Source organism: Tumidithrix helvetica PCC 7403 (assembly GCF_965232925.1).
GTDB lineage: Bacteria > Cyanobacteriota > Cyanobacteriia > Pseudanabaenales > Pseudanabaenaceae > Tumidithrix > Tumidithrix helvetica.
Map to the genome: position 1 here is coordinate 97372 of NZ_CBDDRA010000003.1, position 21335 is coordinate 118706.

Genomic DNA, 21335 nt, shown 5'->3' on the forward strand with positions numbered 1-21335 from the left:
TTATCTATCTCACAAGTTCTGTATGGCGAATTCTCAAAACACTTCAAATATTGACGAGGTAATTTTTGAAGAAAGAGATATTCAAATTTTCAGTATCCCTGATACTAAAAACAAGCTTGCAACTTTACAGAACTATTTTTTCCCTCGCTTAGAAATACTGCTCCGCTATACTCTTGATATCGTTGCACAGGTATATGACCTCAATCCATATGAAACGATGACATTTGTTTATTGTCCGAATCATCGGGAGAAAGCAAAGGAAAATAAGGACTACGGCATTGTTCATATTGGAGTAGGAGCAAAAAGGAGGCGCGACAGACCACTTAGAATTATTAAGAGAGATGGTAAGCCTTTTGTTCTCCATGTATCCTACCTAACATTTAAGGTATTGCCTAATGGAACAATGTACGTTGATTTACTTCCATTTCGTCAGTATGTTGATGATGCCTACATAGCGGAAATTGCAGCCTTAATTGAAAAACACAGCAAAATCCTTCTTCCACTTTTATCTTTAACTCATATCTCATACGGCTCATTTCTACCATTGCACGAGTCAATTAACCCAGAAAATAGCTATATCAGGTTTGTGTCACCAAGTTATTACTTTCCATTAGATTCGGGGCGAGGATTTACTGAGTTAATTATTGCGTTCGTATTACTATATGCGCTAGAGGAATCGTTTATTCGTATTGCTGAAGGAGAAGAACCTGATCTTGAAAGAATGCTTGACCAATTTAAGGAATGGTATGTCTACATTCGCGATAATGAAGATAATTATGAAAATAAAGATATAGACAATGAAGATATTACACTCGAAGAGATACCTGAATTAGATAGTTATTCTTTTGTAAGGGCAGGTAAATGGTGGGCTGTTCTAGCCAGAGATCAATGGAAATGTCTAAGCTGTGGCAGATCAGCACGAGAGGATGGTGTTCTACTAGAAGTCGATCACATTATTCCTAGGTCAAAGGGAGGTTCTGATGAAATGAGTAATTTGCAAACTTTATGCAAAAAATGCAATATTGGAAAGAGTAATAAAGACACTACAAGGCTGTAGCAAAGCATTTTTTAACTCGGTGCTTTACTCTACAGCCCGATCGCGTTGGTAAGTCAAAATGGCAAGAAAGACAAAAGCAGAGTCCGTCCACAGCGACCAGATCGCATACAACCTGAACGCCTTGCTCTATCAGAAGTAAATTTGGCAAGCTCTGCTTTAACTTCTTCAATTAAGTCAATTATTGATTCCATTTTTATTTTGCAGCTTACAGATTGCCTTGAGTACCTGAAGTAGTTTTATTCCTGATTCGGGTTCCATAAAGTTAATTGAAGGCATTGGTCTATAACTTGGGGGATCTTTGGGAGAATTTCCTTACTGGATATAAAAGAAGTCGTAGCGCGTTCCATTTGTAGTTAGCCCCCAAACAGATGACTGTCTTTCTAGACTTTTGTAGGCATAGGTTAAAAGTTGGGGTAAACCCTCTAGGGAGTCAATCGCAGAGTTTTCGGCTTCAATTACCAGCACCCAAAAGTTGAGTTTCATTATTCTTCCACTCAACTTTAGTTTTAGCTCTAAGCGCACAGGATGATTCTCCACTCGTTTTAATTTGTCCGATCTCATATCCCCACAAAAGCTGATTTTTAAGATATGTAGGGGATAGCAACCAAGTATGCCACACCGTTCTTCGATCGCGATGGAATTCTTTCCACTGGGAGAAGTGTAATTAATACTCGCCGTTACGTTCGGCGCGATCGCGTTCTTCTTTACTTTCTACAATCCAGTCCTCATTTTGTCCGCCAATAACCACCTGTTTGATTTGCACGTATTCACGGCTGAGTTGACGGAGAGAATTAATTAGCGTGTCCAAAGCGATCGCATCAGCAGTTCCCAAGTCAACCCAGCATCTTGCCCAGGCATTTTCATATTCCACATCGCTCATGTTGTGCATCACCGCCATAAAGTCTTCTTCGGCAGCTTGTTCGTCGTAATTAAAATAGCTAATATCTACGCCTGTTTCTTGTACTTGTAGATTCCCTGCATTAAAACCACCAAGCTTTCCCATCAAGAACCAAGAGTTAAATAATTCATCTAAAAACTGTTTTTCTGCTTCTGATGGAAACTCGCTAAATTCCACCCAGATCCATAGATCGAACCAATCACATTCACGAAATCTAACTTCCATAATTTTTCTACCCCTTTTTAAGGCTACTGCGAACAAACAAGTCTGGCTTACCCCTTTAATTCCCCATAACAGTATCCGCAAAGCGATTTCCCGCAGGGTAGGGAGAAGATCGAGAAGATCGAAATCTAGTTCCCTCGCCTTTTCAAGCGAAGGACTAGGGTGGGGTAATTCTCTTCAAGGTGTAGATTCTATCGAAAAGACAAAACTAGATGCTTTCTAGCTTTTCTGGTGTCCAAGTTTCGCCATATTTGACCTTGAGCGCTTCCCAAGCTTCGATTTGACCTAGAGCATATTCACCTGGTTTGCCCCATTGCACAAAAATGCTGAGTTGCGATTCATCCGCTGCATCTAATAGCCTGATTGCATAGGTTGTGAAGTTTCCTCGCTTCGCTTCACCCGTTTCAAAACGGACGCGTTCGATTTTGTCCATATTTAGGTGAAACTCAAACACCTCGGAGTGCATGTTGGCATACTTACCCTTAGGAAGCTCGGCATAAAACAGCTTTTCGAGCTTGCCTTTTGCCTCTAAAACTGCCCCTGCATTCGTCACGATTAGACGTACTAAGCCGAGGGAATCACATTCTTCTAAAAAATCTTTTAAAGTGGGAGCCATGCTAAATTTTTATGCGATCGCTAAGTTAGTTAAGCAAATTAAACCACATCTACCTCGATCGCGTCTCAATCCCATTCATCATCATCTGTTTGATTTTCGATCGCCTGTTTCAATACCCGATCGAGGTCTTGCCAATCGATCGCATCTGCGGGCTGAGATAGCGTCAGCTGCCCCTTGTGCAGTTGAATCACATGGCTGCACCAGCCAGCCACCTGTTCGAGCTGATGGTTGACCATAATTACGGTTTGTGGTTGCGGCGATCGCGTTAATGCTTGCAGGGTGTCGAGTAATAATTGGGCTAAGCCGCGATCGAGAGCAGAAGTGGGTTCATCCAACATGATTACCTCTGGCTCTGCAATCAAGGCACGGGCGATCGCCACCCATTGCCTTTGCCCCAAAGATAGCTCCACCTCGGCACGCCCCATGAGTTTGCTGTCAAGTTTCAATCGCTCTGACCATGTTTGAAACCTTGTTTGAATTTCTGGGGCAGGAAAACCGCGCAGGGTTAAGGGATAGCGAATTGCCTCGGCAACGGTCATTCCCAAAAGGCTGACTTCCTGCGGCACGAGCATAATCTGGCGGCGCAAAATGGGTACGGGGATCTCGAAAATTTCCTTGCCATCGATGAAAATTTTGCCTGCGGTGCGATCGCTCAGTCGATTGAGCAACCTTAACAGCGTAGACTTACCTGCCCCAGTTGACCCCACCAATGCTGTTTGACTGCCATGGGCGATCGTTACAGAGATGTTTGTGAGAATTTGTTTAAAACTGACTTGCTGTAACGCGATCGATGCCATAAAAGCAGATTCTAATCCTAAGTATGAGGGGATTCTTTGTGACTGCGCTCACCCAAACAGGGGCGTATTGATGCTATCAGTTATTGAGAAGATTGTAATTTTGCAACTTTTTCATGAAATTTCTGTCTTTAAAGATTACAAGGTTTGTTTTAAGGGTTAAGGTATTTTCTCAGCCCGTTGAGAAATATCTGAGACATCTAAGCAATTTAACGAACGATCGTAGAACTTCTGGCAATTTAGTCAAATGTTTCTAGTTGCACTCATTGGTTTGGAGTTCAAGTTTGGAGATTAAAATGAAGGCAAAAAATTTATCAACGCAACAGTCAGAAAAAAAACAATCGAAGTCAACTTGGCTATCTAAGTTGCAACAAAGACTTCTCTTCTTTATGCTTGGGGTATGTTTTGTTGCGCTCTTAGCACCGCAATTAGCGCCAGTTACCGCCCAAGATGTCAATCAAGCTAAAATCAAAGAGGTAATTGATGGCAATCAGGTTTACATTCAAGAACGTCAAGCAAATGTCAATGATGTTGCCCAGTATAACGAGAATGTACGAACGGGAAATGCCAAAGCCGAATTAGGTTTTAATACAGGTGCAGTCTTCAGACTTTCGCAAAACTCAGCGCTTACTGTCGGTCAATGTCTCAGACTCGATAGTGGTGAGTTACTCGTGAATGGTGCTGTAAATGCCTGTACTTCATCAATTGTTACAGGAGTACGCGGTACAACCTACGTGATCTCAGTCGATGATAAGGGGAACCAAAAAGTTACAGTTTTGGAGGGGGAGGTCGTTGTTAAAAAGCAAAAAAACTCTAGCACTCCCAATCCAAACCCCACACCCAAGCCAGGGACTACCGATCCTACATCGAAGCCTAGTACGACCAAACCAAGTGACACAAGTACCGATCCTACTTTAAAGCCAAGTACGACTAAGCAATTTACGACCACTCCACCAACAAGAACTACGCCAACAACACCACCAAACCCGCCTAGCTTCCCCGATCCAAATACAAGACCAACGAAACCCTTGTCTGACCCATCTCAGCCATCGTCAGATTCTAAACCTGTTTTGGAAATAAAGCCAAGCCCAAGCCCAAGCACTTCAGATACAAGCGATGAAGTAGTCTTGACGTCTGGGCAAAAGCTAGAGATCGATGCTCAAGGGGCTTTAGGCATCATCCAAAAGCTGACACAAGGAGAATTTGAAAGTCTATTGGGCGGTAATTTATTTAAAGGATTTACCGATCAACTTCCTAGTATCGACAAGATACGTAGCTCCTTCGAGGGCTTATTCCCTGGGGTCAGTTTCCCAATCCCTAATCTCCCTAGTATTCCAAGGATTCCTACTCCGAGTATTCCAGGACTTCCATTCTAAATTTCGTTCTAGATTCCAAAAGTAAATAGAGGGGAGGAATTTTTTCTCCCCTTTTTTACTGCTGCCGCTTCCGTGCCTTGTTCGTTAACTTCCACAGCTCTACCCTGCCGTCATTCAGGAATTCTGGTAAAAATGCTTCAAATCCAAGAATTTCTGTTAGTCTTAATCAAAAGAATTAGCGTTTAAACGCAAATTTGCATGGATTTGTTGCAACCTCTAGGTATTGTCGTCCAGGGCTCTTTAAGCGAAGGTTTAGAAGTGCGGCTCAACGGAAATGTTTCTGTTGAAGATATGCGCGTCGGCAAATTTCTGGTCGTACAGGGTCGTCGCGCCAGATTTTTTTGTATGCTTACCGATGTTGCCCTAGGCACATCTAGCCCTCGCATTCTGGTCAATCCTCCCGATCCTAGCAATACATTTTTAACGGAGGTTCTGGCAGGAACGGGCACGTTTGGCACGGTGAATTTAACCCCCATGCTCATGTTTGTGCCTTCTAATCCCCTCGATATTCTCACCGATCAAGTCAAAAAATCGAAACGCAAAAAATCTGCCGAATATTCGCTTGTAGAAACAGAAGATTCCAATACCTACAGTTTGCTACCCGTCAAAACTGTGCCCAGCCACTTTAGCCAAGTGTTTGACGCTTCCGAACGGGACTTTCGCATTGTATTTGGTTGGGAAGACGATCCGCAGAAGCGTAACTTTGCCGTGGGGCAGCCGATCGATATGCCCGTACCGATTTGCTTGGATTTAGATCGATTTGTCGAACGCAGCAATGGCATTTTTGGCAAATCTGGCACGGGGAAGTCATTCCTGACGCGGTTGCTGTTGTCTGGCGTGATTCGTAAGGAGGCGGCAGTCAATTTAATTTTCGACATGCACTCCGAATATGGATGGGAGGCGGCAAAGGAAGGGAAAACCTTCAGCACGGTCAAGGGATTGCGGCAACTTTTTCCAGCGCAGGTGCAAATCTATACGCTCGATCCAGACTCAACGCGGCGGCGAGGTGTACGGGATGCTCAGGAACTCTACATCAGTTACGAACAGATCGAGGTCGAAGACTTGATGTTAATTCGAGATGAGCTAAATCTCTCGGAAGCCAGTTTGGAAAACGCAATTATTTTACGAAATGAATTTGGCAAGAACTGGATTACGCGTCTATTGAGCATGTCCAATACCGAGATTCAGGAATTTTGCGAGCAAAAAATGGGTAGCAAGTCCTCGATTATGGCATTGCAGCGCAAGCTCAATCGTTTGGATGACTTAAAGTACATGCGGGCAAATTGCGCTGAAGATTACATCAAGACGATTTTGGATGCGATCGCTGCCAAAAAGCATGTTGTGATCGAATTCGGTTCGCAGTCCAATATGCTCTCTTACATGATTGCCACCAATATCATTACCCGCCGCATTCATAAAGCCTATGTGCGCCAAGCCGAGAAGTTTTTGCAAACCAAGAATATTAGCGATCGCCCGCAGCAGTTGATGATCACGATCGAAGAAGCCCACCGCTTCCTCGCCCCCATGACCGCCAAGCAGACAATTTTTGGCACGATCGCGCGGGAAATGCGGAAGTATTTCGTCACGCTTTTGGTGGTTGACCAACGACCCTCTGGCATTGATAACGAAGTCATGTCTCAGATCGGTACGCGCATCACGGCATTATTGAACGATGAGAAGGACATTGATGCCATCTTTACGGGTGTAGCTGGCAGTGGCAATCTCCGCAATATTCTTTCCAAACTAGATTCTAAGCAGCAGGCTCTGGTGCTCGGTCATGCTGTGCCCATGCCTGTGGTTATCCAAACCCGCGCCTATGACGAAGCCTTCTATCGTGAAATTGGCGAAGTTCCTTGGGAAGAAATCTCTACTGCTGAAGTTCTACGCGTCGCGGAAACCGCAAAGGCAGATTTAGGATTTTAGGCAGTGGTAACGATTTGATGTGTTCGTGCAAATGCGAGATCCCCGACTTTTCTAAAAAGTCGGGGATCTAAACCGTTGGGATCTACCGTTGGGATCTTCTAAACCGCTGGGATTTAAACGTGGTGCATTCGCTCAAGAACTGTTATTTTCCTTGAGCTTTTTCCGTAGCATCTGGGTTTGCTTCCTCAGTTGACGCACTCTGGCGGAGCCGCCTCTGCCCTTGTCATTACGACCTTGGCTGCGAGGAGATTCCCATCGTTTGAGTCTCTCTGCCATATTATTTTCCTCATGAGAATATTTTTATCTTACCCCCAATCTTTTGAAATCTCACCCTTCTTAAAGGCTGAACTATGGGGAGTAGGGGAGAGGTTTTAGAGCGTGTTTGAGAAGTTTAGAGCAGGAAAAAAGTGCAAAAAAGCCCCCAAAGGTATAGCTTGTCAATATAAAAAAAGACAGCCCTATGGAAGCAACAAAACAATCATACCCGACAGACTTAACCGATAGCCAGTGGGAACTACTAAAAGATTTAATACCAGCGGCTGGGACAGGCGGTCGAAAAAGAACCGTAGATATTAGAACCATACTCAAGGCAATTTTTTACATCAATGCTGGAGGAAATGCATGGCGAATGCTACCCCATGATTTTCCTAAATGGCAAACCATCTATTATACCATTTTCAAAAAATGATGCGTTGCATCATTTTTTGAAAAGACCGCGCAGAGCGCGGAACCCAAAACCCGATCTGTGGCAAATTCAAGACAAATTGGTATTACTACTTTCGTCTGTGGCGAGTCAAGAGAACATGGAAAGCCATCAATGCAAAGTTGCAACAATGGTATCGAGTCAGTGAAGGGAGAACTGCCACACCCAGTGCAGGATCTATCGACAGTCAATCAACTAAAATTGCTAGTCGATTGTCATTGCCCGAAGATGTTGGTATTGATGGAGGCAAACTCGTCAAAGGCAGAAAACGAAACATTCTTGTTGATACTCTGGGTTTACTGATGATGGTGGTAGTGACTGCGGCTAATGTCAACGATCGCAGTGGCGCAAAGTTACTTTTGGAGCGAATCGACCAAATTCGAGACCGATTTCCTCGGTTATCAACGATTTGGGTAGATCGTGGTTATTCTGGGCAGGCTTTTATCCTTGCAATTCTTGCTGTGTTTCATTAGTGTCTGCAAGTTGTTTCTCCTCCTGAAGGACAAAAGGGATTTGTGGTTCAACAAAAGCGTTGGGTTGTGGAACGCACGTTTGGTTGGTTTACTCACTTTCGTCGCTTAAGTAAAGAGTACGAATTTTTTTCCTGAAACTTCTGAGGCTTTTTTCTATGTTGGGATGATTCAAATCCTCCTAAAACGTCTTGCTTAACTTCTCAAACACTCTCTCAGTATAGATATTCCCGATCTAGCAGAAAATCACGATCGCTACATTGGGCAAGATCTTTGATCGCTTAGTTGATATGGTTAGCGATCGCTTAGTTATCCAGATCTCCCATCTAATCATTCGCTGAATGGAAGGATGCGATCGCATTCAAAGAACTCGTTAATAGCGATCGCGACTGAACGCGAATTGAGACTTAACGAACGCTTGCTTTAACTATAAAGTCTCTTATTCTCACTATAAAATAGTTTCTACGGGTGTTGCATGAATATTTAGTCAGAGTATACTGAAACGATGATTGATATAGAAACAATTGTAAGTGAGTTAAGTTCAGTGCCAGAGCCTTTGTTGGTGGAGGTACTTAGCTTTATTCGGGCTGCTAAAAATAAAATGGTTCAATCATCTCAACGCTTGGGGTTTCAGCGTGTTGCTGGTCTGCATAAGGGGCAAATCTGGATGAGCGATGATTTTAACGAACCCCTCCCAGATGAGTTTTGGTTAGGTGACGATTGATGAGGGTCTTAATTGATACTCATCTAAGCACTCAGTAATCTTCCTAATCATCACCGAGATCCGTTCGATCGCATATTAATTGCCCAGTCTATAGATGCGAATTTGCAGATTGTCAGTATTGATGAAAAGTTTGATGCCTATGGGGTCAATCGTTTATGGTAGGGGAGATCGCATTCAAAAAAATCTCGTCAATGGCGAGATGTCTAAAATGCCAACTTCTGCCATTTTGTAATATTGCTCGACGGTGAACGATGGCTTTTGGGCACATAGTTATGGGTAGGTGTTGTGACCATGACTGACCTCAATTTGTGGTTTAGTTGGTTGGGTTGGGGAGGGAAGCGATCGGTAATAAAAGCTCGTCCTCAATCTTCTGTCTGGTCTCTGAGGTCACATGACAGCCACTATTTAGGCATTTCAGTAATAGCATATTGGCTTCATAGTACTTCCATAGTTTTTCCTTTTGCTCTTTTTCAAACTGCCAACCATGTTCGATACGACGATTCTCATAAAGAGCGTTAAGGAATATCTTTATCCATTCTTTACCACTACCTTCCCAATATATTTTGAATTGGTTCCAATTTTTGTCAGGGTCAGGAAGCCAAGCCTGCTTAATATGGGATAAGCGATTGTACAATCTGTCGTCACCAATACGATTAGCAATAGTAAAAGCAATCAGCAAGACATTATCGACAGCATTGATGAATTTGATGCCGTGAGCTTTAGCATTGCCATTGGCATTGCCAATCTCTCGCCCAAGGCTGGCAGCATGACCAGGATTCTGGTCGCATTTCTCTTTATATGAGCGTTCAAGTCTAAATGCGAGGTCATTGAAATGGGTGAGTTCATCAGCACACATAATTGTGTGATCTCGGGCAAGATCTCGTTCATATTCAAGGGTAAGCGCAAGTTTCCGATCCCGATCATAAGCGAGATCAAGTTTTTCAACGAGATCACTATTGATGTCGATTTTAAGAGAGCGGTCAAGGGTGCGAGTAAAGTAATATTCACGGAGGGTGTAGGGTTTATAGGAAGCTTTTGACAACCCAAAAGCTTTCTCCTTTATCGTTCCCTCTTCTTCTTTCGATTTTTGATCTATCCACTGAAAAAAGAGTTGTAATTTATCTTCATCAGCCCACATTTTATCGATCTTATTTTTCATAAAAAGTAGCAAATAATCTGCTTCTGACGCCATTCCTACCGAGAGCAAAAACACCTCATGCCAACGGCGATCTGTAATATTCCTAATTAGCTTTTGCAGAGATGTATAAAGTTTTTTGGGATTAATTGGTGAAAGAATCTGACGAGCAGCAAAGTACTCGTGGAAGGTAAGATGGGAAAAGGAATAGATACCCTTAGCTCGTTCCACAAATAGCCCATGCTGTGCCTCGATCTCTTTCAAAACCACCTCACTATCAAAATGTAGCCCCTCATCATCAGTTTTTGCATTCGCAGCATTGCGAATATAATCGCAAATATAACTTTCCAGATGGTTTTGCTTTATAAGATAATCTCTCTTCTCAAAAGTTGTTAGCGCAATTTGTGAGAGCATATCTTGCTTTTTTTTCACCGACAGACTGTTATAAACACTATCTCGTCTTATTCCCCGTTTAGCATCCCATTTTGCCAATAGCGCATCTAATCCCTCTTTATACAATTCTGACCGATTGTTAGGAAAACTTCCTGATTCCTCAAACGTCAAACATAAGAGTGTCAGAAGTAGTGGGCTAGTTGCCAGTTCTTCCACACGATTTATTTTTTTGAGTTCAGTCAAAAAATCCTCTGCCTTTACATCCTTCTCAAAAAACCAATTTTTCGCAAAAGTCGCGATTTGTTGTTCATCAAAATCTGCGATCTCAACTTCCGTAAATTGATCAAAAGTGTACTCCTTAGCCGCAATCCGACAAGTGAGAACAATCTGATTTCGAGGATAATTCTCTGTAAACTTCTCAATTTCACGAAGTATAGTCTTACCATGCTTTCCTGACACCTCATCTAAACCATCCAAAAGCACCAACATTCGCCCTTGCAGTAGTAGTGTTTCTATAGCCTTAGCATTAGGTTTGAGAACAGTATCTAAAACTCTCCTCTTAACACGAATATTTTCATCAATTCCATAAGCTGCAAACTGTTGTAAAATAAATCCAAGCAAGTTGAGAGAAACTTCAGAGTCTGAAAAATGTTTTAGCATCACAAATACTGGAACTCGATCAGAGAGAAAGTTTGAATTAATACAAGATGTTGCTAAATATTTAAGAAATGTTGTTTTGCCGGCTCCTGGTTTCCCAAGAATCATTAGCTTGTCATGCTTCCGAACTGCCTCAATTCCCTCAACCCTCTTTTGCTGAACATTCCCTAATCCCCATCGTTCAAACTCTTCTAACTTGCCTTTGCTCAAAAGTTCTTCAATTTCTAATCTTTGCTTGCGAGGTTGTTTCTCCAGAATGTTAACATCTGTGTAGATTTTATTCAGATCCATAGCTCGCTCCATATCTAAAACTTTCATTTTATTATGTCGCGTCATCACATCTTCCTTGCAACGTCGCCGTACAAGTTGCACCAGTTGGTCAATGTCTAGCGAGTTACCATCACTCTCTTCAGTAGATGCGACTGTTTTTTGTCCTGAAACTTTTTCCCAATCCAACTCCAACTTTTCGCAAATTTCCACAAATTTTATACGCTCTACTGGTCTACCAGTGAAAAAGTTTGAGATAGTAGATTTCGCAATATGTAACTCTTCCGCAAAAATCTCTTGCGTCAACTTTTTTGCTATTAAAGCTTTTTTGGCTGCATCAATGCCAAATGGTACTGCTTTTAGAGATCTAGTCATAAGCTTGCCAGAATTTTTTTTAGCACGACTGTCTACATAAATCCTACTACTGAGTCTTTTGATCTGCAATTTTTTTAAGTCAGGCGTAAGTCAGTACAAACTCGTAGGTAGATTCAAAAACAACTCTAAAAACTATACTTGGAGGGAATTCCAAATTATGGTCTAACTTAGGTTCATGTTTTTAGATGGAAGATCTACTATGTCTTCATCAAATTCAATATAGATTAATGAAAACAGAACAAGCAACAACAACCCAACCCGCAACCCTTGCGACTCAACCGATGCCCATGACGAACGTACTGATGCCAATTAGCTATGCCATAGCCGCCGCAATTGTCCTTGCAGCACTAGGTGCATTTCTTCGCGACCTCGGTAAAAAGTGATGCTAAGGCTAAAGCGCTGGAGTTGTTGTCACCAAAAACTCTAGCGCTAACCACTCGACCTAAAAACGTTCGATCCGTATTATGGTGGAATTTTCTAAGTCTGCCGATCGCTACGATTTGGATGCATTAAAGCACTCGCTCCGCCTAGAAATAGCAGCCAAACAAAAACGATTGCCCAGTGGACAAACGCGATCGCCCAGAGCGAACCTGTGAGTTTGTACACCACCGTACAGGCAACTCCCAACAGCGCTGCCAGCGACAAAAAGACAGGATGAAAGAACGTGGGATTCCCTGCGCGAAAATAGGTGACTGCCTCAAAGGGATGGTAAACCACAAAAGCAATAAGGCTAAACGCCGCCCAAGTTAGCCAAACCGAGAGCGACACGCCTTCCGTGGGATGGGGAAGCAACCAGATGCGAAAGAGAACTTCTTCAGAGATTCCTGGAACCAAGAAGACTTTGAGGGCAAAACCAGCGCGTCGTAGCCAATTTAGACTGATAAGATAGGCAATATCCCAATGGATAAATTTGGTATAGAAACCGATCGGTAACGCGATCGCACCATAGATCGTAAGGATTCCCAAGGTCAGCAACCAATCTTTAAAGGAGAGCATCGCTCCGAAAGCTTCAAATAGTCGCGAGAAGGTATAGGGAATGATGTGATATTGCTCTAGGAGTTGGGTTGGAGCCAGTGGCAAAATATCGGGATTCCATCCTCCCACTTGATTTGTACGCAACACCCATACCTTCGCACCCCGTTCTAAAAACAGCATCGCGATCCGATCGTGTGCCACGCGAGGCAGCACCGTGCGCCAGCTCAGAAGTTGCGTCCAGAGGCTATCCTCACGGGCGAAATTCTGTTGGCGTTTAATTCCCACCAAGATATCGGAATTCTGCTGCCAATCCGCTCGTACAATGCCCAAGGGAGCGAGTTCCCTCTCGATCGCTCTGCCCAGATCGACCAATTGCTGAAAGCGCAGCGTTTGCGGATCGTCGGGATGCGATCGCAGCCATGTTTGAATCGTCGTCGAGTCGCGCACCTGTTGTTCGATGCGTTTGATCGTTCTAAATACCGCTTGACTGGCATCTTGGACGCAAGACAGAGCAGGCTTGACCAGAGCCGCACCCGTGCCATCCCCGATACGATAGTGGGCGATCGTAATATTGAGTTGCTGCTGCAATTCCCGCACGGGCGAAAGCACAGTTCCATCAAAGTTGTAGTCAAGCAACACAGGATCGAACTTAATCAGCGTATCCGAGACAGGACGAGTTCCCAGCCAGCCCCTTTGTAAACTGCCCATATACTCAGCCCAAGTCAGGGTTCCCGCCACAATGCCATTGGGGTTGTGGGCATAGACCTGTTGATAGCGAATCTCAAATCGCAACGCCTGCGTAAACGGATCGCGAATTACCTCCGCCCATCCATAGCCAAAATGTCCCGTCACGGTTCCTGGAACTGCGATCGGTTCGGCAAGTTTCCCACCGATGCCGCCAAATAGATGTAAAACGAGGGCGCGATCGCCTTCTTTCCACTGACTCAGTGCCGTTTCTGTTGACTCCTCACTCGGATCTAAAAGCACTTTTTGCAGCGTTCCCTTGCGATCGGGCATCTTGTGCCAACTGCGTTGCTTGAGGAAGTTGATACCAGCCTCTTCTCCAAATAGAATCTCATCGGGCTGCAATCGCAATAGAGAACGCGGTGCGATCGCTTGCACGACAAATCTTCCCTGTCGATCTTTCGCACCGTAAATGTACCAACCCTGACCTCCCGCAGGCGATCGCTCCAATTGTCTCGGCGTCGATTGGAATACCCCATCTCTACCTGCAAGGACTTGGGGAATCTGCACGACTTCCTCCATGCCATCAAATTGCTGCGTAGCGGGGTTATAGTGACGCACGCGCATTAACGAACTGGAACAGGGCTGTGCCTCAGGACATTGAGCGGGAATCTCCCCCCCCGCTACAGGCGACAGAATTTGGACGAGGGCATAAAACCTACCTGCGATTTGCATGGGTTCTTGGCTGATTTGCAAGAGCGGCTGACCTGCTTCCACCCTCACCGTGACTTGTTCTAGCGTTACCACCATGTCATCTTTGTGTCGCACTCCTACCAGCGATCGCAGCGCTCCCACCTGCTGTTGGCGATCGAGTCTTGTGGGATGGATGTTACCCGTGCGTTGACCTTCGATCGCATCGCCAGTGAAGTTCACATCTTTGGTAACCGCTTGCAGGTAAGCTCGAAGCTCGGGATTATCGTTCCATGTCAATTTCACCTTTCTGCCAATCAGTTCGCGATGCGCCAAGGGTGTCTGCCAAACCTCAAACCAAACCCAGTCTGTCCCATCTTGACGTTCTGATATGTCTGGCAAAATCAACCTTCCTTGCCATTCCCCCACCGAGCGATACAGGCTTGGATCCACACTTTGCTGAATCGGAAAACTTGTAGGATCGTTAAAGGCAGATTGCGATGCGATCGCGTAGTCAGAAATGCGATCGGGCGGGCGATCGGCAGGTTTCCCCTGTAGATTGAGCCGCGTAAAAATCACCAGAGCAGCTGCACCAACTGCCAACAGGAAAAATATCCACCGACGCCGCTGAATCAAATGCACCACGTCAACCTTCTATGCACTGGGTTTTATCAACCTACTATAGCCACGAACGATCCTGCCTAGATCGAGAATGTTGCCACAAAATCGGAAGGATTTGGGCTAAGGCAATCTGCGCAGGGCAACGATCGCGCCAGCCTCTTCCAACTTCTGTTTGGCAAAGATGGGATCGATGACCAAATGCTCCAACGAGACTGGTGCAGATTCAACCAGATCTTTAGCATCTTTTAGTCCTAATCCTGTCAGTTCCCTCACCACTTTGATCGCAGCAATCTTTTGTACAGGAGGAACTTCGATCAAGGTGAGATGGTTTGTCTCTATTTCAAGCTCGGAATGCTTGAGTAGCAGATCGACCTTTCGCTCTAGTTGTTCGATGCGCCAGTTTTGCGATCGCCGCGAAATGCTACTACGCCGATCGCCCCTGCCAGACAAGAAGATCAGCAATGCCCCTGTTAGCAAAACAATCAAGTATAAAGGCTCCATGCCCACTTCCTATAAAGCGACGGAAGCTAGTTTAGCATCTCACAACTGGTTCTAATTCTTAGGAATTACCTCTAGAGATACCGCACAAGCCTTGAGTTCGGGTTGTTTAGAATCAGGGTCGGCGTAGGAGTGCGTCAGGGCATTGATCTCGGCATCTTCTGCCCACAATGCTCCCCAGTGCATTGGCATAAACACGACGCCTGGGGCGATCGCCTCTGTAATTAGGATTGGTAATTTGGCAGAACCGCGTACGGACTTAATCAGTACGAAATCCTCTGGCTGCAAACCTAACTTCTTAGCATCCTTAGGGTGGATTTCTAGGAAAGGATTGGGGTACATTTGACAAATCTTATCGGTGCGCCCGGTACGGGTTTGGGTATGCCAGTGACCGTATAGCCTGCCGTTGGTGAGAATATAGGGATAGTTCTCATCGGGCGGTTCCGCCAAACCGTGACCGTGATAAGCCCCAAATCTGGCTTTCTTGTCAGGGGTGTGGAACTGCAAATTCCTATAGAGCCTTTGAGATCCTTTCACGTTCGCATGATGTTCGCGATCGGCAGGGTAGGGCCACTGGAGGGGGCCTTCCTTGTCTAACAGTTCGTGACTCAAACCCGAATGATCGCAGGGGCGATCGCGGGTAATCTGCACAAACTCAGCATAGACTTCACTGGAGTTTTGGAAGGGGAACTGGGCAACAAAACCCAAACGGCGACCGACTTCGGCAAAGATTTCCCAATCATGTTTCGCTTCCCCTTTGGGCGGTTGAAAGCTGCGACAAAGGGTAACGCGGCGCTCAGAGTTGGTCATAATCCCTGTCTTTTCGCTCCATTGCGTCGCAGGTAGCAATAAATGCGCGTAGGCTGAGGTCTCGGTCGGATCGTAGGCATCTTGATAGATCGTGAAAGGCGATCGGCGCAGGGCTTTCTTGAGTCGCACCAAGTCAGGCAAACTCACGGCAGGATTGGTTGCAGCAATCCAGAGAAGTTGCACCTCGCCCGTTTCTAAGCCCCTCACGATATCCCCTGCAACACGCCCAACATGGGGAGAAATCCTTCCTGCTGGCAATTGCCAGAATACTTCCAATTCCGCACGATGGTCGGGATTCAGTACGGAGCGATAACCAGGTAGTAGATGCGCCAATCCGCCAGCTTCCCGACCTCCCATGGCATTCGGTTGTCCCGTGAGCGAAAAAGGCCCAGCCCCCGGCTTGCCAATCTGCCCCGTCATCAGATGCAAATTGACGATCGATTCTACCTTCGCCGTACCCTGCGTAGACTGATTCACACCCATCGACCACAGAGACAATACGTTCGTCGCACTTGCCCAATATCTTGCCGCTGTCTCTAATGCCTCTGTGGTAATGCCGCAATGCTTCGCCACAACTTCAGGGGGATAGTCCTGAATCACCGATTGAAAAACGGCAAAGCCATTGGTATAGCGATCGATAAAAGCGCGATCGCACTTCCCCCATTGCCACAATAGATAGGCAATTCCATTTAGCAGGTGAATATCGGTTCCGGGGAGAATTGGCAGGTGTAGATCGGCAACAGCGGCAGTTTGCGTGCAACGCGGATCGACCACGATCAGCTTGACGTTGGCATCTTTCTTATGGCGTTTGCGCAAGCGATTAAACAGAATCGGATGGCATTCAGCCATATTACTGCCAATAATAAAGGCACAGTCCGTCAAGTCTAGGTCGTCATAGCAACAGGGAGGTCCATCGGATCCAAAGCTCTTGATATATCCAGACACCGCCGAAGACATGCAAAGACGCGAATTGGCATCAAAATTATTGGTGCCTAAGCAACCTTTAAACAGTTTCTGCGCCACATAGTAATCTTCCGTTTGGAATTGTCCCGAACCATAGACGCATAAAGCATCAGAGCCGCAGGTTGCGATGGTCGATTGAATTTTATCGACAATCAGCCCAAAAGCCTCGTCCCACGAGATTTGCCGAAACGGATCGTCTAAGGATGCTCGAACCTGTGGATATAGCAAGCGATCGCGCCCGATCGACTCGGCAATGGAAGCACCCTTAATACAGACCATGCCCTGACTGGAAGGATGGGAGCGATCGCCTCGCACCTTAAATCCTTCGGCTTCTTTTGGGCGTTCGTCTACTGCTTCTAACCCGCAACCAACGCCACAGTAGGGACAGAGTGTTTTGGTAATCGTAGACATAGATCCTGTATGCGTCAAACCGCAACCTCTTTTGTAGCCGTAAAGCCGCGTTCAAGGTCAAAGGCGATCGCTTCGACAGCACGAGCATAGGTAAACTGTTGCAGGGATGCCAAAGGATTTGTCGGATCGAAGGTAGAGCCATCTGTGAGCGCAAAGCTAGCCATGGAGTCAGCACCCGTATCAATTTCCAGTTCGCTGGCAGCTCGGTGATAGACATTCATACATAACATGCGATCGAGAATCTGGTCGTAATTGCTGGGAAAAGGTGTGAGTCCCCATCTTGCCATTTGGGTCAGAACCCAAAGTTGCTCTCGACGACTGGGGGCATTGTCAACCAAAAACTCGCAAAAATCTTTGTAGTAGCGAGATTCCCCCGTACCGATGCGATAGGGACCCGCAAAACCAGATCGAATACACACGGGTTCCATATTCAGGAAGCTCGGTCTCGCTAGGGTGAGAACGACTTCATCACGGTTTTCAAATGGTTGGCAAAACTGACAAGCCTCCAAGAGGGCTTTCACTAAAGCCAGATGAGTATTGGGATATTTCTCCGCCCATGCTTGACTTACGCCCAAGACCTTCTCAGGATGTCCGTTCCAAATGTCTAAATCTGTCGCGATTGCAAATCCCACTCGATCTAATGCCGCGCGTGAATTCCAAGGTTCTCCCGAACAAAACCCAATAATATTTCCTGCCATCAAGTTGGAGATCATTTGTGGCGGGGGAATTACCACAATATCCACATCGCGATCGGGATCGATGCCTCCACTGGCGAGCCATTGTCGCAGCAAGAAATTGTGCATAGAAGCGAGATGGACAGTGCCAAAAGCGGGAATGTGCTTATCTTTGGAACCATCGATATATTGCTTGAGTGTAGCTAGATCGCGAACACCAGCTTCATGCAAGGTTTTGCTAATCGTAATAGCATTACCGTTGCGATTGAGCGTGAGGGCAGTCGCTATGGGCATGGGTGGTTTATTCCCCATCCCCAACGTCAAAGCGAGAGGCATCCCCGTAACCATCTGTGCTGCATCTAAGCGACCGTCGCGAATACCTTCTGCCAGACCATTCCAGCTACTTTCTCTCGATAAGTTAACTTCCAAGCCATGCTTGGCAAAGAATCCTTTTTCCTGCGCGATCGCAAAGGGAGCGCAGTCTGTAAGAGGGATAAAACCAATATTGAGATTGATTTTTTCGATATTGCCCCGACTGATCGCTGCTGCAACCTGTCGCTGACCTTTTTCTGTTTTAATTTTTTTCTGGATATTGAGGAATTCCACAATTTCTCCCCGCATCCGATAATAGCTGGGATTATTGATCACCTCTAAACGCTTGCGCGGACGGGGTAAATCCACTTGCAAAATCTGCCCGACATGCGCCGCAGGACCATTGGTCATCATCACGACGCGATCGGACAATAGCAAAGCCTCATCGACATCATGGGTAATCATCACCGCAGAGATGCGATTTTGGTTACAAATTTCCATCAACTGCTCTTGCAGCCGACCTCTGGTCAAGGCATCTAGCGCCCCAAACGGTTCATCAAGCAAGAGAACCTTGGGACGAATTGCTAAAGCACGGGCAATTCCAACCCGTTGTTTCATCCCCCCTGAAATCTCTCTTGGCAATTTATCCGCAGCGGGTCGTAAACCCACCAAGTCAATATGTTCTTCAACAATTCGGCGTCGTTCAGATTTAGGCAAATCACGTAGTACCCGATTTACGCCCAAGGCAATATTTTGTCTGACATTTAACCAAGGTAAAAGCGAATGATTTTGAAATACCAGCATCCGATCGGGACCTGGATCTCTGACCTCTCTTCCTTCCAACACCACACCACCCGCAGAAGCTCGATCTAGCCCCGCAAGAATGTTGAGCAAGGTGGATTTGCCACAACCAGAGTGACCCACAATGGTGACAAACTCTCCTTCGTTAATTTTGAGATGCGCGTCTTTGATGGCGACATAGTCGCCTTGTCTGGAATGAAAGACCCGATCGACGTGGTCAATTTCTAGAAAGTTTGACATGATTCAATCTTTAGCGAATGATTTTAAGGTGCGGCGAAAATAAAAAGCTCTAGTAATGTCTCAGGCAAGGTCTCTAGTGATCTTCTGTAATCGCATAGCGATTAAACAGGAATTCTAGCGCGTGGTTACGCAGAGTAAAGAACCTTGGATCTTCCATGATTTTGGCGCGATCGCGAGGACGCTCAAATGGCACCTCAACAATTTCTCCAATTTGGGCAGCAGGCCCATTGGTCATCATCACAATCCGATCGGACAAGAAAATCGCTTCATCAATATCATGGGTAATCATCATTACCGTAACGCGATGCTCCCGCCAAATCGTGAGTAGTTCCTCTTGCAATTCCTCCCGCGTCATCACATCCAATGCCCCAAATGGCTCATCCAAAATCAAAACCTGAGGGCGAATCGATAAAGCGCGGGCGATCGAAACCCTTTGCCGCATACCACCTGATAGCTGCTTGGGCTTCTTATTCGCTGCTTCTAGCAATCCCACCATTTCTAGGTTTTCCATCACAATGCGATGCTTTTCAACCTTGCTCTTGTCAGGGTAGACCGTCTTAACTGCCAAGTAAATATTTTCATAGGCAGTCTTCCAAGGTAAAAGCGAATAGTTTTGGAAGACGACCATGCGATCGGGACCTGGCTTAGAGATCAGCTTTGACTGTAGTCGAACTTCGCCATGAGTGGGTTTTGTGAAACCAGACACCATATTCAACAGTGTTGATTTACCGCACCCTGAGTGACCAATTACACAAACAAACTCAGATTCATACACAGTGAGGTCAATTCCTTCTAAAACTGTGAAATCACCTCTGGGTGTGTTGTAAACTTTAGAAACAGATTCAAAAGTAAGAAAAGGATCGCGCGCGATCGCGGAATTTGGGTTTGTGCTGTTAAGAGTCTGCATAGAAAATTGCAAGTTTGAAGAATTTGAATTTTTTGGTGGCATTGATGATGTTGTTGAATGACTTAGGTTCCACAGATCTTTGGTGAAGCCCACAAATCATCAACTGTGGCTAAAATCAGCTTTCTGATTGAACTGTAAATTTGCCAATATAAAAGATAATCTTGTCCAGTAGCAAGCCCACAATGCCGATATATACCATGCAGAGAATTACTTCACTAATGTTGCCAGCATTATAGCTATCCCAAATGAAAGAACCAATACCAATGCCGCCCGTGATCATTTCGGCCGCTACAATTGCTAGCCATGACAGACCAACGGCAATTCTTAAACCTGTGAAGATATATGGCGCTGCCGAAGGGAGTAAAATCGTGAAAAAGTATTCTGCTTTTCCTAATTGTAAAACTCTAGCTACGTTTCGATAATCTTGGGGAACCTGTTGTACTCCCACAGCTGTATTGATAATGATCGGCCAGATTGCAGTAATAAAAATCAAGAAGATTGCTGAAGGTTCCGCTTTACCAAATACTAGTTGTGAAATTGGCAACCAAGCCAAAGGTGCAACTGTGCGCAAAACCTGAAAAATTGGGTCAAGCATCCGAAAGACCAGAACATTTGTGCCAATCAAAATCCCGATTGCCGTGCCAACACTTGCAGCTAAAGAATAACCAATGCCAACTCGTTTCAAACTCGTGAAAATGTGCCAACCTAAACCTTGATCGTTAGCACTCTTTATGTACCAAGGGTTAAAAATTAGGTGCTTCGTATCGGTGATTACCTTAAACGGACTAGGTAGACCATTTTTACCCTGCGTCAAGCTAAATATATGCCATATCATCAGGCAGGCAACTAAACCGATAATGGGAAGGACTATATAGCTTGGGTCTTTAAACAGTTGACCCATCCATTTTGAAAAAGCAGTTTCCGAAGAAGCTGACTTAGCTGACGAGGATTGTGCGGTCATAGGTTTTGAATGCTTGTGAGATAAGGGGCAAGGAATAACGATACAAAGAGGAAACTCTTAATTCGTTTTAGGTTTGAAAGGTTAAAGCATTCGGGAATTACTTTCTGAATGCTTTAACCACAGAATTGGGTATGGCGAGTGATTTTTGATGAAACAAAGATAGCTCTTAGCAATCGGA

17 protein-coding genes and 2 pseudogenes are annotated in these 21335 nt (G+C 45.3%); 7 read left to right on the top strand and 12 right to left on the bottom strand.

What is annotated here, in order from left to right; genetic code table 11:
- Positions 1–22: 22 nt before the first annotated feature.
- Positions 23–1057 carry an HNH endonuclease gene (locus ACP2WE_RS04120; RefSeq protein WP_425214332.1) on the top strand — a complete coding sequence of 345 codons (1035 nt, stop codon included), beginning with the start codon at positions 23–25 and terminating at the stop codon, positions 1055–1057.
- Between the two features lie 174 nt (positions 1058–1231).
- Here the strand turns inward: ACP2WE_RS04120 and ACP2WE_RS04125 are convergent.
- The 4 genes and pseudogenes from ACP2WE_RS04125 to ACP2WE_RS04140 form a co-directional block, all read right to left on the bottom strand.
- Positions 1232–1528 (bottom strand): annotated as a pseudogene (locus ACP2WE_RS04125) (restriction endonuclease subunit R); the annotation flags it as partial.
- 193 nt (positions 1529–1721) lie between these two features.
- On the bottom strand, positions 1722–2180 hold the full coding sequence (locus ACP2WE_RS04130; protein WP_425214333.1) for a DUF3531 family protein: 459 nt from the start codon (positions 2178–2180) through the stop codon (positions 1722–1724).
- A 205-nt stretch (positions 2181–2385) separates the two neighbouring features.
- Positions 2386–2793, bottom strand: coding sequence for a ChuX/HutX family heme-like substrate-binding protein (locus tag ACP2WE_RS04135; protein WP_425214334.1), 408 nt, complete (start codon positions 2791–2793; stop codon positions 2386–2388).
- Positions 2794–2858: 65 nt separating this feature from the next.
- On the bottom strand, positions 2859–3590 hold the full coding sequence (locus ACP2WE_RS04140) for an energy-coupling factor ABC transporter ATP-binding protein (protein ID WP_425214335.1): 732 nt from the start codon (positions 3588–3590) through the stop codon (positions 2859–2861).
- Positions 3591–3883: 293 nt separating this feature from the next.
- Here ACP2WE_RS04140 and ACP2WE_RS04145 point away from each other — a divergent pair, with 293 nt between their 5' ends.
- Both ACP2WE_RS04145 and ACP2WE_RS04150 read left to right on the top strand, forming a co-directional pair.
- The gene (locus ACP2WE_RS04145) at positions 3884–4963 is read left to right on the top strand and encodes a FecR domain-containing protein (protein ID WP_425214336.1); all 1080 of its coding nucleotides are present in this window, start codon (positions 3884–3886) and stop codon (positions 4961–4963) included.
- Between the two features lie 198 nt (positions 4964–5161).
- Complete coding sequence (locus ACP2WE_RS04150; RefSeq protein WP_425214337.1) at positions 5162–6886, top strand: helicase HerA domain-containing protein; 1725 nt, start codon at positions 5162–5164, stop codon at positions 6884–6886.
- Positions 6887–7018: 132 nt separating this feature from the next.
- Here the strand turns inward: ACP2WE_RS04150 and ACP2WE_RS04155 are convergent, their stop codons facing one another.
- Positions 7019–7162 carry a hypothetical protein gene (locus tag ACP2WE_RS04155; protein WP_330483678.1) on the bottom strand — a complete coding sequence of 48 codons (144 nt, stop codon included), beginning with the start codon at positions 7160–7162 and terminating at the stop codon, positions 7019–7021.
- Positions 7163–7346: 184 nt separating this feature from the next.
- Between ACP2WE_RS04155 and ACP2WE_RS04160 the strand changes: the two are divergent.
- The 3 genes and pseudogenes from ACP2WE_RS04160 to ACP2WE_RS04170 all read left to right on the top strand — a co-directional run.
- Positions 7347–7555: pseudogene (locus ACP2WE_RS04160) on the top strand (transposase); the annotation flags it as partial.
- Between the two features lie 156 nt (positions 7556–7711).
- The gene (locus tag ACP2WE_RS04165; protein ID WP_425214339.1) at positions 7712–8062 is read left to right on the top strand and encodes a transposase; all 351 of its coding nucleotides are present in this window, start codon (positions 7712–7714) and stop codon (positions 8060–8062) included.
- 502 nt (positions 8063–8564) lie between these two features.
- A complete protein-coding gene (locus ACP2WE_RS04170) occupies positions 8565–8783 on the top strand; it encodes a DUF2281 domain-containing protein (RefSeq protein WP_425214340.1) in 219 nt (72 codons plus the stop codon).
- 313 nt (positions 8784–9096) lie between these two features.
- On the opposite strand, the gene ACP2WE_RS04175 is transcribed toward ACP2WE_RS04170, so the two are convergent.
- Complete coding sequence (locus ACP2WE_RS04175) at positions 9097–11610, bottom strand: NACHT domain-containing protein (protein ID WP_425214341.1); 2514 nt, start codon at positions 11608–11610, stop codon at positions 9097–9099.
- Positions 11611–11837: 227 nt separating this feature from the next.
- Between ACP2WE_RS04175 and ACP2WE_RS04180 the strand changes: the two genes are divergently transcribed.
- Positions 11838–11993, top strand: coding sequence for a hypothetical protein (locus ACP2WE_RS04180; protein ID WP_425214342.1), 156 nt, complete (start codon positions 11838–11840; stop codon positions 11991–11993).
- Positions 11994–12087: 94 nt separating this feature from the next.
- On the opposite strand, the gene ACP2WE_RS04185 is transcribed toward ACP2WE_RS04180, so the two are convergent.
- The 6 genes from ACP2WE_RS04185 to ntrB form a co-directional block, all read right to left on the bottom strand.
- A complete protein-coding gene (locus ACP2WE_RS04185; protein ID WP_425214343.1) occupies positions 12088–14604 on the bottom strand; it encodes a CPBP family glutamic-type intramembrane protease in 2517 nt (838 codons plus the stop codon).
- Between the two features lie 96 nt (positions 14605–14700).
- Entirely contained in the window at positions 14701–15081 is a 381-nt protein-coding gene (locus tag ACP2WE_RS04190) for a ribosomal protein L7/L12 (RefSeq protein WP_425214344.1), read from the bottom strand.
- A 51-nt stretch (positions 15082–15132) separates the two neighbouring features.
- A complete protein-coding gene (locus ACP2WE_RS04195) occupies positions 15133–17262 on the bottom strand; it encodes a molybdopterin oxidoreductase family protein (protein WP_425214345.1) in 2130 nt (709 codons plus the stop codon).
- A 14-nt stretch (positions 17263–17276) separates the two neighbouring features.
- A complete protein-coding gene (locus tag ACP2WE_RS04200; protein WP_425214346.1) occupies positions 17277–19289 on the bottom strand; it encodes an ABC transporter ATP-binding/substrate-binding protein in 2013 nt (670 codons plus the stop codon).
- A 73-nt stretch (positions 19290–19362) separates the two neighbouring features.
- A complete protein-coding gene (locus tag ACP2WE_RS04205; protein WP_425214347.1) occupies positions 19363–20196 on the bottom strand; it encodes an ABC transporter ATP-binding protein in 834 nt (277 codons plus the stop codon).
- Positions 20197–20311: 115 nt separating this feature from the next.
- Positions 20312–21157 (bottom strand): nitrate ABC transporter permease, encoded by an 846-nt coding sequence (gene ntrB / locus ACP2WE_RS04210; protein WP_425214348.1) that lies wholly within the window; start codon positions 21155–21157, stop codon positions 20312–20314.
- Positions 21158–21335: the final 178 nt, after the last annotated feature.